This window comes from Micromonospora sp. KC213 (genome assembly GCF_004348325.1).
Lineage (GTDB): Bacteria > Actinomycetota > Actinomycetes > Mycobacteriales > Micromonosporaceae > Micromonospora.
Genome location: NZ_SMKF01000143.1, coordinates 1 through 15,885, shown reverse-complemented (window position 1 = coordinate 15,885; position 15,885 = coordinate 1). Strand labels below are relative to the sequence as shown.

Below are 15,885 nucleotides of genomic sequence, written 5' to 3'. Positions count from 1 at the left end.
GTCGGGGGCCGGTCGGCGAGGCCGGGCAGCAGCCGCCCCCGGGCCACCAGGTCGACCGCGAAGTCGGCCAGCTCCGCGAGGTGGCGCAGGGTCGCGCCGGGCACGGCGGCACGGTCGCCGAGGGTACGCAGCAACGCCAGCGCGGCGTCCGGGTCGTACCCGAGCACGGGAACCCGCCACCCGGCGAGGGTGACCGAACCGCGTGCCGGCTCGGCGACGGCGGTCCGGACCAGCTCGGGCGAGTCCATCGGCGAGCCGGCGCGGGTGGGCAGGGTGAGCAGCGCGGAGCCGGCCACCGCCGGCGCGTCGCCGAGCGCGGCGGTCAGCGTGGCGTGGTCGGCGGCGAACGGGTGCGGGCGTTCGCGCGGGGCCCGGCCGGGGCGGCGCGGCGCGCGGGCCGGCAGCGCGGTGTCCTCGGCCCATACGGCGAGGCCGGCGTCCGTCAGCCACACCCCGTGGACGACCAGCACAGTTTCCCCCTCGTCGACACCCGCCGGCCCAGGATAGGCGGCGCCGACGGCCCGCCGGATCAGACGGCGCCGGTCTCGCCGTCGGTCAGCTCGCGGAGGATGTCGGCGTGACCGGCGTGCCGGGCGGTCTCCTCGATCAGGTGGACCAGGATCCAGCGCAGTGACACCTCGCCGAGCTGCGGCTGTCCGACAACGTGGTCCAGCGGGAACCGGGCGGCCAGCTCCCGTGACCGGGCGCACTGCGCCTCGTACGCGGTGACCAGATCCGCCAGCGTCTCCCCCTCGCTCAGGGCGAAACTCGCCGCCGCGTCCTCCTCACTGGTCGGGAACCGGTCGCCGGGCGCGGGGTCGAGCAGCACCTGGAACCAGTTCCGCTCGACGATGGTGAGGTGTTTCACCAGACCGGCGAGGGTGGTCGCGGACGGCACCAGCCGGCGGGCGGCGTCCGCATCGGTGAGGTCGCGCACCTTGCGCAGCACGACGGCCCGGTGGAGGTCGAGGAACGCACCGAGCACGGCCCGCTCGTCGCCGGTACGGGCCCGCACCGGCCCCAGGGTGGGATCGATCGCGATCTCGGCCATCCTCGGACCCTAGCCGGGTGGCCGCCGGGCCGCTGCCCCGGCAAACGCTGCGGGGCGGCGGCGCGGCGGGCAGGATGGGGCGTATGGCGACAACGGTGCGGATCCCTCTGGCGGGCGGCCCGGCGGACGGCGAGGCGATCGACGTGGAGCTGGACAGCAACGACCGTCCGCCGCTGACCCATCACCATCTGGGCGCGGAGGGTCTGGTCGACGCGGAGATCTACGAGTTGGAGTCGGCCGGCGACGGCTGGTGCTACCGCTGGCGCGGGCCGGCGGTCTGACGCTCAGGCGGCCATCCGCGCCAGGGACCGGTTACGCAGGCTCTCCAGCACCGCCCGGGTGACCTGTGAGGTGCCCCGGGCCTGGTCGCAGACCTCGGCGACGCGGCGCGCGGTCTCCTCGGCGCGGGACTCCCGCTCGTCCCAGAGTCGGTCGACCTCCGCCAGCAGCGGGCCTTCCACCTCCCGTTCCACGCCGCGCAGTGCCGGCACGCCGAGCCGCTGGGCCAGGTCGAAGACCTTCCCGGCGTACGGCAGCGGCAGGAACGGCGTGCCCACCATCGCGGCGAAGATCAGGAAGTGCAGCCGCATACCCACCACCAGGTCGAAGTGCTTCATCAGGCCGAGCACCTGTCGGGGTGAGTAGTCGCCGTGCAGGATGCGGCCCCGCTCGGCGGCGACCATGTGCGACAGCACCCCGTGCGAGTGCCGGATGTCGTCGCGTTCCATCGGCACGAACAGCACGTACGCGTCGATCCGCTGCACCAGGAAGTCGCCGACCTGGGCGATCAGCCGGTGGTACGCGTCGACGTCGAGCCGTTCCGCCGCCCGCCCGGGCTCGCGGACGCTGAGGCCGACCAGCCGCCGACCGGCCGGGACGCCCTCCTCGCGCAGCAGCTGGGCGGGGAAATCCTCCGGTTCCAGCAGGAACGCCGGGTCGGCGGTGACGGTGATCGGGTTGACCAGACCCGTTTCCTCCAGCACCATCCGGGACTCCTGGTCCCGCACGGTGACTTCGGTGGCTCCGGCCAGGGTTTCCCGGACCATGCCGGTGTCCACTCCGTCGCTGAGCGGCCCCACGCCGACCGCGTACGTCAGCAGCGGCAGCCCTCGCTCCTGGGCGACCCGGACGACCCGCAGGTAGCGCCGGGCCTCCTTGTCGTACAGGATGCCGCCGCCGCCGAGGATCAACAGGTCGAGCCGGGCGAGCACCTCGGCGGAGTCGACCCGGCTGACCCCCTCCCAGGGCACGGCCTCCACATCCGGGTGAGCGACGGCGGTGTGGGCGGGATTGCGGGAGAAGACGATGATCCGGGCGTTGGGTTCCTGCGCCCGCAGGTCGGCCAGGAGGCCGCTGAGGATCGCCTCGTCGCCGAGGTTCCGACCGCCGTACGAGCCGAGCACACCGATGGTCAGTCCGGTGCCGTGTCTCATCCGCCACTCCTCCCCGGGTACGTCGGGGCCGGTTTCCCGTTGCGGTCTGGGCCATACCTGGCCATCCGGGCAGAGCCCGGGTGCCAGACACCTCACCTTGCCGCAAACGACGTCGATCACCCGCCATGAGCGCGACGGTCAGTGGGCCGGAGGGATCAGTCGGGACGCGAGGGCCGAAACCACCTCGTCGATGTCGAATCGGGCGTCCTCAGCGACCTGAAGCGGCAGCCGGGCGTTGGACCCGCTCCGGTTCCGTCGGGTCGAGACCCGCCCCTTCGACAGTGCAGCGGTCATCCTGGGCTATCTGGCCCGACAAACGCCGCGGGCGGATCCGGCGGCAGGAAGGGCAGCCCGGTAATGCGGTTGCCCGGGCGCCCCGCCCCGGGCAACCGTGTGGGTATGGACAGCCCGACGAAGACCCGGATCGGCTGGGACGACCTGCCCGGGCACGTCCGGTCCGCGGTGGAGGACATCCTCGGCGACCGGGTGGTGGCGGCGGTCTCCCAGCCCGGCGGGTACTCCCCCGGCACGGCCGACCGGGTCCGCACGGCGAGCGGCCGGCGGGCCTTCGTCAAGGCGGCCAGCCCGGCGTTGAATCGGGACACCCCCGGGATGCACCGCAACGAGGCGCGGGTGAGCGCCGATCTTCCCGCGTACGCGCCCACGCCCCGCCTGCTGGGCTGCCACGACGACGGTGAGTGGGTGGCGCTGGTGCTGACCGACGTCGACGGCCGGCATCCGGCGACGCCGTGGCGTCCCGACGAACTCGACGCGGTGCTGGGTACTCTGGCGACCCTGTCCGCCGCGCTCAATCCGAGCCCGATCGCGCAGGTGCCGACCGCCGCCGAGCAGTTGAGGTACGACTTCACCGGCTGGCGGCGGATCGCGGCCGACCCGCCCGACGGTCTCGACCCGTGGGCCCGGGCCCACCTGGACGAGCTGTGTGACCTGGCGGATCGGGGCATCGCGGCGCTCGTCGGCGACACGCTGTGCCACCTCGACGTACGGGCGGACAACCTGTTGGTCGACGCCGCCGGCACGATGACCGTGGTCGACTGGCCGTGGGCCTGCCGGGGTCCGGCCTGGCTGGACACCGCCCTGCTGCTGATCAACGTACGGCTGCACGGTGGCCACGACACCGAGGCGCTGCTGCGCCGGCTGCCGCTGACCGCCGACGTCGACCCCGATGCCCTCACCGGCGTGTACGCCGGCATGGCCGCGTTCTTCACCGACGCGGCGCGGCGGCCCCCGCCGCCGGGCATCCCGACCCTCCGCGCGTTTCAGCAGGCCCAGGCGGACGCCGTGCTGCCCTGGATAGCCCAGCGGCTGCGCTGATGCCGGCCGCCGCGCTGAGACCGCGCTCCCGCTGAACGCCGCGGCCGATGACCGCCGGACCGATCACTGCGGCGCGCGGACCTGGTGGGTGAGGAAGGGCAGGACGACGGCGGGCAGAGCCGGCGAGGCGACGATGTCGTGATGGGTCAGGCCGGGCAGCACCGCCAGTCGGGAGACGGGCCGGTCCGCGCCGTCCCCGCCGGCGTCACGGTGACCTCCGCCGAGCAGCCCGAAGAACTCCGCCATGTGGGTCACCGGAATCGAGTCGGCGTCGGCGTAGACCAGCAGCGTGGGCACGGTGCCGGCGGCCACCTCCGCCGACCAGTCGTACTCGCGGCGCAGCAGCTCACCGGTCTTGGCCCAGAGCCGGGGCCAGTCCTCGGGGCGGGGGGCGATCCGCGCGTACCGCTCGTACGCGGGCGTGCCACGCATCCGCTCGCCGGCTCGCTCGTCCTGGGCCGCCATCGCGGCGAGCACCTCCGGGTACCAGCCCCGCCGCCGGCACGGGGTCGACACCAGCACCAGCCGCCGGACCAGGCCGGGGTGCCCGATCGCGGCCCGCAACGCGACCCCGCCGCCGAGGGAGTAGCCCAGCAGGTCGGCCTCGGCCACATTGAGGTGACGCAGCAACGCGGCGACGTCGTCGGCCATCGACTCGTACCGCAACGGGCGGTCGATGTCGGCGGTGCGGCCGTGCCCCTGGAGGTCGACGGCGATCACCCGACGTCTGGTGGTGAGGGCGGGCAGGATCGGGTCGAACATCCCCGTCGTGCCGTACCCGCCGTGCAGCAGCACCAGCGGACGGCCGGTGCCGTGCACCTCGTACCAGAGGCGCAGTCCGTTGACCTCCGCGTAGCCCACCCGCCGCCTCCCGTCCCGCCGAGCCGGCTGTGGATACGTGACGCCGGGCGTGCGGAGTGAGTACCGCGTCCCCTCCCCCGGGCAGGTGCCCCTGACCTGATGGTATGCGGGACCGGGTGTTCCCTGACCGGTTCGGCGTGAACGTCGCCAGGAGCCGCCCCATGATCAGGGCCCGGCGACCACAACGGGCGGGTTGGCGTCGGTCGCGGCGCGGACGAACTCGCGTACCCGGGCGGTCGTGTTCGCCTCCAGCCAGACCGGTCCCCGCTCGATCGGCGGGGCGTCGTGAATCGGCACGTAGACGATGTCAGGGCGGGGGTGGTAGCGCTCGGTCTGCTCTCCCACCGGTAACACACCCCGACCCAACGCGACGAGCGACAGCATTTCCGAGAACGTGTTGCCGCGCGGGCCTCTGGGGACGGCTCGGCCGGACGGCGTGTGCTCGGGCGTACGGTCGCGCTTGAACTCGGCCGAGGTCACCGCCGGGTACTGCACGACCGGGTGATCGGCGAGCACTTCCAGCGACACCGACGTCCGGCCGGCCAGCGGGTGGGTGGCGGCCACAGCGAGTACGCGTCGCTCCACCATCAGGGCGGGTCCGCGGGCCATGCCGTCGAAGGGGTACGCGGCGACGAGTATGTCGACCGAGCCGTCCAGCAGGCTGGCTCGCGAGTTGTAGAGCTGGACCTCACGCACGTCGACCTCGCAGTCGGGATGCCGCGCGGTGAAGAGTTTGACCGCCTTGAGCAGCACCGGCGCGAGGTACTCACCGAGGAACGCCACCCGCAGTTGGCCAGTCACACCGCGGCCGGCGTCGACCGCCCGACTGAGGGCCGCGTCCATCTGCGCGACCAGCGGAGTCAGGTCGTCGGCCAGCTGCCGGCCGATGGGCGTGATGCGGACGACCCGGCTGGTGCGCTCGAACAGCGCAGCACCGACCCGCCGCTCCAGCTTCTTGATGACGCGGCTGATCCGGCCGGTGGTCACCCGCAGGCGCTCGGCGCTACGACCGAAGTGCATCTCCTCGGCGAGCGTCAGGAACGTCTCGATCTCGTGGCGCTCCAGCACGCCGCCCCCCTTTGTTGAATCCGGCTCAACGATCGTAGTCCGATCATGACTTGGTCACCGTCGCCGGATGGCGAATCGTGGAGGGCGTCACCGGGGCGACCCGGCGGACAGGCTCTGCGACAGGAGAACCATGAAGACCATTGACATCGATGGCTATCTGACCGGGCTGGAACCCGGGCCGCGGGAGATCGGCGAAGCCGCCCGCCCGCTGATCGACGAGGCGCTGCCCGATGCGACCGGCATGGTGTGGCACGGCCATCCGGTGTGGGGACTTGGCGAAGCATCCGGCCGGCGGCCCATCTGCCTACTGAAGGCCTACACCTCGCACGTCACCTTCGGGCTGTGGCGGGGACAGCAGATCAGGGACCGGTCCGGCCGCCTGATCCCGGGCAGCCGGCAGATGGCCTCGGTACGGCTCACGTCCGCCGCCGACATCGACGCGCCGCTGTTCACCGACTGGCTGCGCCAGGCCCGCGTCCTGGAGGAGGGGAAGTGACCACCGTGCGGGTCCGTGAATTCGACCATCTGGTACTCAACGTCGAGGATGTCGAGCGGTCGCTGGCGTTCTACTGCGGGGTACTCGGCCTCGAACCGGTGCGTGTCGACCAGTGGCGAGACGGGCAGGTCCCATTCCCCTCGGTACGCGTCACCCCGGACACCATCATCGACCTGGTCCGCCGCGACCGGGGCGAGCCGAACGTCGACCACATCTGCCTGGTGGTCGACCCACTGGACTGGCACGAGGTCATCGTCTCCGGCGTCTTCACCGTCCTCGAGGGGCCGGTGGGCCGATACGGCGCCCGGGGCGAGGCCGTCTCCCTCTACGTCCAGGACCCCGACCGCAACACCGTCGAACTGCGCTGGTACCCCGCCGACGCGCAACCGACAACACCGCTGATCGCGTAACAGGGATTGTGGCGCGTGTCGCCGCCGGCCGGGCCTGACCCGAGCGTCAACCGGCTCCGTGCCATGACGTTGGCCCGTCGACACGGCAGGTGGGACACCATCCTCGGCGCGTACACGGGCGGGCCGCTGCTGCCACCCCGCCCACCACGGGGGTACCGCTACCCCGGCCGTAAGCCGTTGGATGACCGGAAGGTGTTGTGCGGGCTCCTGTTCGTGCTCTACACCGCGATCCGGTGGGAGTACCTGCCCCAGGAGGACAAGGTTAGGGTCGGGTCAGCTGGCTCAGCGCTGACGGTCCCCACCCGGTCGGGTCGTCTCCGGATGGCACCATTGCCAAGCTCTGCCAGAGCAGGAGGATGTCCATCCAGTCCGCCTCGGCCGGGGTCAGCGGGCGCTCGGACTGGTAACCGGTAAGGAAGTCCGCGCGGACCTCGGCCGGCACCGGCCCCCAGTTGTGGTAGCGGGTGCCGAGCAGGACCGCCGCGCGGGCCAGCTCGACGAGTCGGTGCTCCCGCTGGGCTTCCTCGAAGTCGAGGATCGCGGTGATCTCGCCGCGATCACACAAGATGTTGGCGGAGCGGAAGTCAAAGTGGACGAGCTGCTGGGGAAGCCGGTCGGGTGGCGCGCTGGAGACCAGCCCACGCAGCGTGTCGCGAGCCGCCGCCGGTAGGTGGTCGGCGCGGGAGTCGAGCCAGTCGGTAATCCGGGCCACCAATGGTTCGGACGGAACGGCGAATGCGGGAATCTGATCGGCGTCCGGGTACGCCGCCAGCGCGTCCTGCAACCGAGCCAGTACGGCTCCAGCCGCCCGCACCTGGTTGGAATCGGCGGTGTCGAGGAGATCTCCCACGATCTCGCGCTGCAGGCCCATCGAGACACGGTCGACCTCGACCTGGAGGCGGCCGTCTCGCGCGGGAACCGGCGCCGAGACCGGCAGCCCCCGGCCGTGGAGCCAGTTCGTGAGACGCGCCGTCTCCGCCAGACGCGGCAAACGGTCGGGCACTACTGACCACTTCGCGAGCAGCCGACCGGTCGGCGTGCTGACCCAGGCCAGCGCGTTGCCGCCGCTCATGACGATCCGCTCGCACGAGTCGATGCGAACGCCCCAGTGCTTGTCCAGGGTGTCGGCGACCCAGCGGCCGGCCGCCCGCCCGTCGCTGAAGCCGAACCGGCCCTCGAGGGTGTGGTGGGGGTTCTGGGCCTCCCACAACATCTCCAACATCGGGGCAGCCGACCACCACATCACAAGCTCGGACACCCACCGGGCGACTCCAGGGATTCACCTCGACGCGTCCGGTCCCACTCGGCCTGGTACTCGGCGGGCAGATCACTGATCGGTACCCAGGACAACGCCCACCGCGTCAGCTTGAGCAGCTCCGCAGAACTCACCTCCGGCAATGCGGCGAACTCACCTGGGAGCACGTCGAGGGGGAAGTGCTCCACGCTGCCATCCAGGCGGTGCGCGAGAACAAGGGTGCGGTAGCAGGGCTGCGGGGTGGACTCGCGCAGGACCGCCCGCATGAACGCCGCACGGCTGTTCTCGACGTGCTCGGTGATCCGGTCGGCGCGCCGACCGGAGCCGAGATGCAGGTCCCTCGCCCGTTGCGCGAGTGCGACCAGCTCAGCCTTACCCAGCCTCTTGATCTCGCGTGGCAGATCTCGGGTCACGTCGGGAGGTTAACCCCTACGATCGATCGCAGCACCAGGCCAGGACCTAATCGATCACGACCAGGCGTCAAACGACCGCCGACGCCGTTCGTCAACCATCATGCGAAATTAGGCAAGGCCGGCAGCCACCGGCGATTCACTGCTGAGACCATCGATGGGTGGACGAGCCGGTAACGAGCATGCCCGCTGGCCCTGTCGGGCATGAAGACACCTCGCAGCAGGACGCCGTATCGTTCCCCGTTGCTCTGCGGCGATCGGCCATCGGATTGGCCTTTGCGGCTGCCTTCATCCTTGCCACCTTGTGGTTTTTCTCGGACGGGCTGGTGGCGTTGATGGCTGCGCTGATGTTTCTGCATCAGCGGGAGGATCGGCGGTCGTGGTGGGCGCTTGCGGCAGCGCTACTGATCGCGGTACCTGCGGCCCTCACCGCTGCGTTGATGTTCAAAGGATGGTTGACGCAGCCTTGGGACGGCTTCCTGGCGTCCGTACTCGGTGCCCTACCCGGAAGCGTTGCCTACGCCGCCGTCACTCAGATGCAGCCCAAGGTGCAGAACCCGAACGTCTGACCGAGGAGCGTCCGCGCCGCCGGCAGCCGACGGCCAACTCGCCTCACCTCGGTGGCTGCGTGTCCACGCCCCCTGCTGTCACTGTCACCGCCCCGGAACTGATCTTCTCGGGGCGGTTTTTGCTGGTCGTGTGTGGTGGGCGCGGCAGGTTTCGAACCTGCGACCCCTCGCTTGTAAGGCGAGTGCTCTCCCACTGAGCTACGCGCCCGGAACGCCCGTACGGCGGGCCGGAGGGTGGCAAGCTTACCTGCCGGCCTCCGGCCCGGCGCAACGGCGTACCCGGTGAAGGTGTCAGCCGGCGGCGGCCTCGGCGAGGGCCTTGCGCCAGCCCTGCTGGTCGCGGGCTTCGCCCGGCATGTTCATCTCGGCGAACCGGACGACGCCGGTCTTGTCGATGACGAAGGTGCCCCGGTTGGCGATGCCGGCCACCTCGTTGAAGACGCCGTACGCCTGGGCGACCGCGCCGTGCGGCCAGAAGTCGGCCAGCAGGGGGAACTGGTAGCCCTCCCGGTCGGCCCAGATCTTGTGGGCGTAGACCGAGTCGACGCTGACGGTGAGCACCTGGACGTCGTCGTTGGCATAGTCGTTGAGGTTGTCCCGTACCTCGCAGAGTTCACCCTGGCAGATGCCGGTGAAGGCGAGCGGGTAGAAGACCAGCAGCACGGTGCGCCGGCCACGGAAGTCCGAGAGCCGGACCTCCTGGTTGTTCTGGTCCTTGAGCACGAAGTCGGGCGCCTCGGCGCCAACCTCGATCGGCATGCGAGCTCCTTGGATGGGTTGAGGTGGCCTCAGCCTGCCACACCCGGTGGCGACCGCCGCCGGGTGTGGCGACCGGACTACTTCTTGCCCTTGGATCCGCGGCGCAGCACGAGGCGGGCACCGCTCCAGTCCCGGCCGGCGTTGACGGTGGAGGTCTGCTGGAGCCCGGCGGTCTGCGCGGACTCGGCGACCTCGCTCGGCTCGACGTGCCCGTCGCGCCCGGCCTTGGGGGTCAGCAGCCACACGACACCGGCGTCGGCCAGCGGGCCGAGGGCGTCGACGAGGAGTTCGAAGAGGTCACCGTCGCCGTCGCGGTACCAGACCAGCACCGCGTCGACCACCTCGTCGGTGTCCTCGTCGACCAGCTCTCCACAGCGGTCGGTAAGGGCGTCGCGGAGATCCTGGTCGACGTCGTCGTCGTACCCCATCTCCATGACGACCATCCCCGGCTCGATCCCGAACCGGTCCGCCAGGCTGCGTACCCCGTCGGCGGCCTGACCAGCGGTCGCGCTCACTGTCGCGTGCCTCCTCATCTCATCCTTGCTCGCGGCATCGTGCGACGCCGTTGGGCCAAGTCCACACAGTTGCGGCTCGCCGCGCAAGTGGCGCACCGGGTGGAACGGAATTTACCGTGCCAGCAGCGTACGGGCACCCTCGGTGATGGCTTCCTCGGAGACCAGCACCGTGCGTGCCGCCGGACCCAATGGTACAAAGGCGTCAACTCCGGCAACCCTCCGCACGGCACCGACGAAACCGCCGTCGACCAGCGTCGCGATGATCCCCTCCGCCACCCCGCCGGAGCGGCGCGTCTCGTCGACCACCAGCACCCGGCCGGTCGCCGAGGCCTCCCGCAGGAGGTCCGCCACCGGCAACGGAGCCAGCCACCGCAGGTCCACCACCCGGGTGCCGACCCCCTCGTCGGCGAGGGTGGCCGCCGCCCGCAGCGACATCCGCACCCCGTTACCGAAGGTGAGGATCGTGACGTCCTCGGCCGATCCGACGCCGTAGACCCGGGCCCGGCCGATGGGTACGTGCCCGGCCGCCCACCCGCCCGGTTCGGCGTACCGGCCCAGCCACTCGCCGTCGCCGGGTTCGTAGAGGTCGCGCACGTGGTAGAGCGCGGTCGGCTCCAGGAACACACTGACCGTGCCGTCCACCGCCGCGGCGGCCAGGCAGGTCCGTAGCAGGGGTGCGGCGTCGTCCGGCCGCGCCGGCACCGCGATCACCAGGCCCGGCACATCGCGCAGTACGGCCAGCGAGTTGTCGTGGGGTACGTGCCCGCCGGAGCTCTCCCGGTAGGCCAGCCCCGGCACCCGCAGCACCATCGGATTGCGGAACGCCCCCTGGGAGCGGAACTGCATGGTGGCCGCCTCACCGCGCAGCTGGTCCTCGGCGTGGTGCAGGTACGCCAGGTGCGGGATCTCCGGCACCGGCAGCAGCCCGGCCAGTCCGGCGCCCAGGCCGAGCCCCAGCACCGAGGTCTCGTCGAGGACCGTGTCGAAGACCCGGGCGGCGCCGAACCGCTCCCGCAGCCCTCTCGTCACCCCGTGGGGCCCGCCTCTGGCGGCCACGTCCTGACCGAAGACGGCCATGCCCGGATAGGCCAGCATCCCGTCGGTGAGGGCGGCGTTGATGCTCTGCGCGAGGGTGAGCGGGCCGGCCAGCTCGGGCGGCTTGCCACCGAACGCCTCGACCCGCGCCCCGGCTGCCGACCCGACGGCCCGGGCGGCCACCTCGGCCACCACGGCGGCGACCCGGGACGGGCGGCGGGGCGCCAGCGGGGCGACCACCTCGGCGACCGTGCCCAGCTTCGGCTCCTCCAGCACCTCCTCGGCGATCCGGCGGACCTGCCAGCCGCGTTCGTCGTACCGGGTGAGCAGTTCCGCCCCGCCGGCCACGCCGGCTTCCACGAGCAGCCGGGCGGTGGCCAGCACCGGGTCGCGGGCCTCGTCGGCGGCGATCTCCGCGGCACTGCGGTACGTGGTCTCCACGTCGTCCCCGGCGTGCCCCATCAGCCGTACGGTGCGCAGGTGCAGCACCGCCGGCCGCCGGTGCCGGCGTACCCAGGCCGCCGCCTCGGCGGCGACGGCGTACGTGTCGACCGGGTCCTCGCCGTCGGCGGCGAAGTAGCGCACCCCCGGTCGGGACCGCAGGGCACGCTCCACCCAGCCCTCCGGCGAGCGGACGCTGACGCCCAGGCCGTTGTCCTCACAGACGAAGAGCACCGGGATGCGCAGGCCGGTGTGGTCGTACCAGCCGGCGGTGTTGAGGGCGGCGGTGGCGCCGGCGTGGTTGACCGAGGCGTCGCCGAAGGAGCAGACCACGATGGCGTCGCGGGGCCACGGGGAGCGCAGGGCGGGTTCGTCGCCGCGCCGACCGGCGGCCTCCACCCGGCGCAGCCGTTCCAGGGCGAGGCCGAGACCGACGGCCCGGGGCAGGTGCGTGGCGGCGACGGCGGTGGTGGGTACGACGGCCAGGTCAGCGCGGCCGAATGCCTTGTGCCGGCCGCCGGCGATCGGTTCCCGGGCCGAGGCGACCATGCCGCGCAGCACGTCCCGCGCCGCCGCCGCGTAGGCGTCCCCGGTGAAGCTGGCGGGGTCGTCGCCGGCCGGGGCAGCGGCGGCGGGGTCACCGGCCGGGGCGTCGGCGGACGCGGCGGCTTCGACGGCCGGCTGGCGACCCGCTGCGTCGATGGCGGCCGTTGCACTGTCGACCGGATCGGTGCCGACCGCCTCGGTGACGCCGTCGGCGCCGACCCGGTAGGCGGCGGTCACCGTGCTCGCTGACCGGGTGGCGGGCTGGCCGCCGCCGGACAGGCCGGTGCCGTCGGAGTCGAGGAGGCCGGCCCCGGCGGGCCGGCCCGCATGTGCCGGGTCGGCGCCGCCGCCGTCAGCGGCGGGACCGATGTCGCCGCTGGTGGGCGCGGCCGGGCCGGCGGCCGGCGTGTCGGCGGCCGAGGTGCCGGCGGCCGAGGTGCCGGCGGCCGAGGTGCCGGCGGCCGAGGTGCCGGCGGCCGGGCCGGGGAACTCCCCGGCGGCCTGGGCGGCCCGAATGCCGTAGAAGGCGCCGGAGCGGTGGTGCAGCAGCGCCGGGTCGGTCGGGCGCAGCGCGGCGGCCACCGCGGCGTTGGCCTCGTGACCGGCCGAGCCGACGGTGTGGTAGCCCTCGTCGAAGCTGTGCAGCCAGCGCCCGGCCAGGTCGAGCTGGCGACTGTTGACCTGGGCGTCGAAGAGGGCGAGCAGCTGCCGGCCGGTCAGCGTGCTGCCGTCGCGGACCGGCGCTGCCGGGTCACGCCGCCGCTCGGGCTCGGGCAGTGCGCCCAGGCTCTCCCGGAACCGGTCGTCGAGATCTTGCGGGGTGGTCACGTCGCTCAGCATTACCGACGAAGGCCAACACCGCCCAGTCAGACACGATTCGCCCGGAGGCGGTTCAGTCCTGCGGGCAGCCCCCGTCGGAGACCTTCCACACCAGTTCGCGCAGGATGGCCAGCTCGTCGGTGGTGAGCGGGTCCAGCAGTCGCGAGTCGGACATCACCTGGCGGACCCGGTCGCGTACCTGGCGGCCCGCCTCCGTGACGACCAGGGTCTTCTGCCGCCGGTCGGTGGGGTCGGCCCGGCGTTCCACCAGGCCGGCGCACTCCAGCCGGTCGATCAGCGCCGTGACGTTGGACCGGTCGCAGCGCAGTTGTTCGGCGAGATCGCGGGCCGGCAGCGGGCGGTCAGGGTCGAGTTCGTCCAGGGCGCGGGCGGTCGCCGGGGTCAGCCCCAGGCCGGCGAGGTCGGCGTCGCGGTGGTGCCGGACGGCGGAGGCGACGTGCACGAGTCGCCGGACCACGTCCTCGGCCAGACCGATCCGGTGGCCGGGATGGGCCCCGGCCGGAGCGGCAGGCTGCGTCATGCCCAGATCGTACGCCCGGATCAACAGTTGACCAGCTCCACCAGGTGCGGCGTCCACCGGGGGCCACGCACGCCCGCTGTTCCCGTGTCGGTGACGGTCTGGGGCACCGGCTGTCACCTGGCGGTCACCCGCGCTCGTGACGCTGCTGGGCGTCGGCTGCGCAAGCGGACCCTGGGGAGGAAACGTGACACTGTCCCGACGTGCTGTCCTGACCACCGGCGCGGCGCTCGGCGTGGCCGGCGCGGCGGCCGGCCCACTCGCCGTGGCCCGCGCCGGCACGGTCCGGCCCGGGCCGGTCGGCACGGCCGCTCACCGGCGGCTGGCCTGGCCGTTCACCCTCGGGGTGGCCTCCGGCGACCCGGATCACGAGGGCTTCGTGCTCTGGACCCGGCTGGCCCCGCAACCGCTGGCCGAGGACGGTCTCGGTGGGATGCCCCGCCGCGGCGTCGAGGTGCACTGGGAGGTGGCCGCCGACGAACTGTTCCGGCGGGTGGTCCGGCGTGGGGTGCGGGACGCGCACCCCGGGTCGGCGCACAGCGTCCACGTGGAGCTGAACGGGCTGCTGCCCGGACGCGAGTACTTCTACCGCTTCCACGCCGAGGGGCACACCTCGCCGGTCGGTCGTACCCGGACCGCACCCACGCCGTGGACCATGCCGGCCTCGCTGGCCATGGGCTTCGCCTCCTGCTCGCACTTCGAGCAGGGCTGGTTCACCGCGTACCGCCGGCTGGCCGAGACGGAACCGGAGCTGATCCTGCACCTGGGCGACTACCAGTACGAGTACGCCCGGGAGGTCGGGCCGACCCGGCCACGCGGCCACGAGGGGCCGGAGACCCGGACCCTGGCCAACTACCGGCAGCGGCACGCCCAGTACAAGACCGACCCGGACCTCCAGGCGGCGCACGCCGTCGCCCCGTGGCTGGTGGTCTTCGACGACCACGAGGTCGAGAACAACTGGGCCGACGAGGTGCCCGAGGAGCCGGACCCGAACTTCCTGGCCCGGCGGGCCGCGGCGTTGCAGGCGTACTACGAGAACATGCCGTTGCGGCGCGCGTCGGTGCCGCGCGGCATCGACATGCAGCTCTACCGGCGGGTGCGGTGGGGGCGGCTGGCCAGCTTCCACCTGCTCGACACCCGGCAGTACCGCGACGACCAGGCCTGCGGCGACGGCTACCGGAGCTGCGCCGCCGCCGCCGAGCCGACCCGGTCGATCACCGGCGCGGAGCAGGAGGCGTGGCTGCTGGACGGATTCCGCCGCTCCGAGGCCCGCTGGGATCTCCTCGGTCAGCAGGTCTTCTTCGCCCAGCGGGACCGCGACGCCGGGCCGCTCACCGTCACCAGCATGGACGCCTGGGACGGCTATCTCGCCTCCCGGGACCGGATCACCCGGGGCTGGGTGGCCGCCGGGGTACGCAACCCGGTGGTGCTCACCGGGGACGTGCACGCGCACTGGGCCAGCGACCTGAAGCTCGACTACACCGACCCGACCTCCCGCACCGTCGGCAGCGAGTTGGTCTGCTCGTCGGTCACCTCGGGCGGCGACGGCTTCGACTCGGCCAGCGGCTCGCACCCGTGGCTCAGGACGAACCCGCACCTGCGCTTCCAGAACAACCTGCGCGGCTTCGTCCGCACCACGATCACCCCGGCGCGGCTCACCGCCGACTTCACCGTGTTGCCGTACGTGAGCCGGCCGAACGCCCCCGCGCACGTGCGGGCCTCGTTCGCCATCGAGGACCGGGTGCCCGGGCTGCACCAGACGTACGACCGGCCGCCGGCCACCGGCCGGGGCCTGGCTGCCGAGGTCGACCAGGACCGGCACACCGTCGAGACGGAGACCTCGGGCCGCTGACCCGGGCAGCGGGGTGGCGACCCGGCCGGGGGTCGGCCCGGGGAGGGCCTCCGGCCGGGTCAGCCCGGCAGGAAGGAGAAGCGGACCTGGCGGTCGGGGTTGTCGCCGTTGGTGTCGACCAGGCAGATCGACTGCCAGGTGCCCAGTTGCAACCGCCCGCCCAGCACGGGCAGCGTCGCGTACGGCGGGACGACGGCGGGCAGCACGTGGTCGCGGCCGTGGCCGGGCGAGCCGTGCCGGTGCCGCCACCGGTCGTCGGTGGGAAGCAGGTCGTCGAGGGCGCGCAGGAGGTCGTCGTCGGAGCCGGCGCCGGTCTCGATGATCGCCAGACCGGCGGTGGCGTGCGGGACGAAGACGTGCAGCAGCCCGTCGCCCTGCCCGGTGACGAACCGTTCGGCCTCGGCGGTGATGTCCAGGACGGTCGGCCGGGATCCGGTCCGGACGGTGATCACCTCACTGCGCACAGGGGCATTCTGCCGCACCGGCCTACCC

Annotated in this window: 17 protein-coding genes, 1 tRNA gene and 1 pseudogene; 6 read left to right on the top strand and 13 right to left on the bottom strand. The window is 72.7% G+C overall.

The features are described 5' to 3' along the window. Together E1166_RS23455 and E1166_RS23450 are read right to left on the bottom strand one after the other, a co-directional pair. Positions 1-470 (bottom strand): annotated as a pseudogene (locus E1166_RS23455) (ATP-dependent helicase); the annotation flags it as partial. 59 nt (positions 471-529) lie between these two features. After that, positions 530-1,051, bottom strand: a complete 522-nt coding sequence (locus E1166_RS23450; protein WP_132342062.1) for a DinB family protein — start codon at positions 1,049-1,051, stop codon at positions 530-532. An 83-nt stretch (positions 1,052-1,134) separates the two neighbouring features. Between E1166_RS23450 and E1166_RS23445 the strand changes: the two genes are divergently transcribed. Next, complete coding sequence (locus E1166_RS23445) at positions 1,135-1,332, top strand: hypothetical protein (RefSeq protein WP_132268280.1); 198 nt, start codon at positions 1,135-1,137, stop codon at positions 1,330-1,332. 3 nt (positions 1,333-1,335) lie between these two features. Here E1166_RS23445 and E1166_RS23440 read toward each other — a convergent pair whose 3' ends face one another. Then, positions 1,336-2,484 carry a polysaccharide pyruvyl transferase family protein gene (locus tag E1166_RS23440; protein ID WP_132342060.1) on the bottom strand — a complete coding sequence of 383 codons (1,149 nt, stop codon included), beginning with the start codon at positions 2,482-2,484 and terminating at the stop codon, positions 1,336-1,338. 399 nt (positions 2,485-2,883) lie between these two features. Between E1166_RS23440 and E1166_RS23435 the strand changes: the two genes are divergently transcribed. After that, positions 2,884-3,819 (top strand): aminoglycoside phosphotransferase family protein, encoded by a 936-nt coding sequence (locus E1166_RS23435; RefSeq protein ID WP_132342058.1) that lies wholly within the window; start codon positions 2,884-2,886, stop codon positions 3,817-3,819. Positions 3,820-3,882: 63 nt separating this feature from the next. On the opposite strand, the gene E1166_RS23430 is transcribed toward E1166_RS23435, so the two are convergent. Both E1166_RS23430 and E1166_RS23425 read right to left on the bottom strand, forming a co-directional pair. Further along, positions 3,883-4,680 carry an alpha/beta hydrolase gene (locus E1166_RS23430; RefSeq protein WP_132342056.1) on the bottom strand — a complete coding sequence of 266 codons (798 nt, stop codon included), beginning with the start codon at positions 4,678-4,680 and terminating at the stop codon, positions 3,883-3,885. Positions 4,681-4,845: 165 nt separating this feature from the next. After that, the gene (locus tag E1166_RS23425) at positions 4,846-5,748 is read right to left on the bottom strand and encodes a LysR family transcriptional regulator (protein ID WP_132342054.1); all 903 of its coding nucleotides are present in this window, start codon (positions 5,746-5,748) and stop codon (positions 4,846-4,848) included. Positions 5,749-5,878: 130 nt separating this feature from the next. Here E1166_RS23425 and E1166_RS23420 point away from each other — a divergent pair, with 130 nt between their 5' ends. Beyond that, complete coding sequence (locus E1166_RS23420) at positions 5,879-6,244, top strand: DUF1801 domain-containing protein (protein WP_132342052.1); 366 nt, start codon at positions 5,879-5,881, stop codon at positions 6,242-6,244. Continuing rightward, positions 6,241-6,654, top strand: coding sequence for a VOC family protein (locus E1166_RS23415; protein WP_207914449.1), 414 nt, complete (start codon positions 6,241-6,243; stop codon positions 6,652-6,654). Before E1166_RS23420 ends, E1166_RS23415 begins: the two co-directional genes overlap by 4 nt. Before the next feature lie 262 nt (positions 6,655-6,916). Here E1166_RS23415 and E1166_RS23405 read toward each other — a convergent pair whose 3' ends face one another. Both E1166_RS23405 and E1166_RS23400 read right to left on the bottom strand, forming a co-directional pair. Then, positions 6,917-7,897: a phosphotransferase gene (locus tag E1166_RS23405; protein WP_132342064.1), complete on the bottom strand. Its 981-nt coding sequence runs from the start codon at positions 7,895-7,897 to the stop codon at positions 6,917-6,919. Then, positions 7,897-8,322, bottom strand: coding sequence for a hypothetical protein (locus E1166_RS23400; RefSeq protein WP_132342050.1), 426 nt, complete (start codon positions 8,320-8,322; stop codon positions 7,897-7,899). The genes E1166_RS23405 and E1166_RS23400 overlap by 1 nt, the downstream gene beginning before the upstream one ends. A gap of 158 nt (positions 8,323-8,480) precedes the next feature. Here E1166_RS23400 and E1166_RS23395 point away from each other — a divergent pair, with 158 nt between their 5' ends. Continuing rightward, entirely contained in the window at positions 8,481-8,888 is a 408-nt protein-coding gene (locus E1166_RS23395) for a hypothetical protein (protein ID WP_132342048.1), read from the top strand. A 133-nt stretch (positions 8,889-9,021) separates the two neighbouring features. Here E1166_RS23395 and E1166_RS23390 read toward each other — a convergent pair. The 5 genes from E1166_RS23390 to E1166_RS23370 form a co-directional block, all read right to left on the bottom strand. Continuing rightward, positions 9,022-9,096 (bottom strand) — tRNA-Val (locus tag E1166_RS23390). Positions 9,097-9,179: 83 nt separating this feature from the next. After that, positions 9,180-9,647, bottom strand: coding sequence for a peroxiredoxin (locus E1166_RS23385; protein ID WP_132342046.1), 468 nt, complete (start codon positions 9,645-9,647; stop codon positions 9,180-9,182). A gap of 77 nt (positions 9,648-9,724) precedes the next feature. Beyond that, positions 9,725-10,162: a DUF3052 domain-containing protein gene (locus tag E1166_RS23380; RefSeq protein ID WP_132268254.1), complete on the bottom strand. Its 438-nt coding sequence runs from the start codon at positions 10,160-10,162 to the stop codon at positions 9,725-9,727. A gap of 111 nt (positions 10,163-10,273) precedes the next feature. After that, positions 10,274-13,024 (bottom strand): transketolase C-terminal domain-containing protein, encoded by a 2,751-nt coding sequence (locus E1166_RS23375; RefSeq protein WP_132342044.1) that lies wholly within the window; start codon positions 13,022-13,024, stop codon positions 10,274-10,276. Positions 13,025-13,076: 52 nt separating this feature from the next. Beyond that, a complete protein-coding gene (locus E1166_RS23370) occupies positions 13,077-13,544 on the bottom strand; it encodes a MarR family transcriptional regulator (RefSeq protein WP_132342042.1) in 468 nt (155 codons plus the stop codon). 184 nt (positions 13,545-13,728) lie between these two features. On the opposite strand from E1166_RS23370, the gene E1166_RS23365 reads away from it, so the two are divergent. Continuing rightward, a complete protein-coding gene (locus E1166_RS23365; protein ID WP_132342040.1) occupies positions 13,729-15,393 on the top strand; it encodes an alkaline phosphatase D family protein in 1,665 nt (554 codons plus the stop codon). A 59-nt stretch (positions 15,394-15,452) separates the two neighbouring features. On the opposite strand, the gene E1166_RS23360 is transcribed toward E1166_RS23365, so the two are convergent. Beyond that, positions 15,453-15,857: a YjbQ family protein gene (locus E1166_RS23360; RefSeq protein ID WP_132342038.1), complete on the bottom strand. Its 405-nt coding sequence runs from the start codon at positions 15,855-15,857 to the stop codon at positions 15,453-15,455. Between the last annotated feature and the right edge of the window lie 28 nt (positions 15,858-15,885).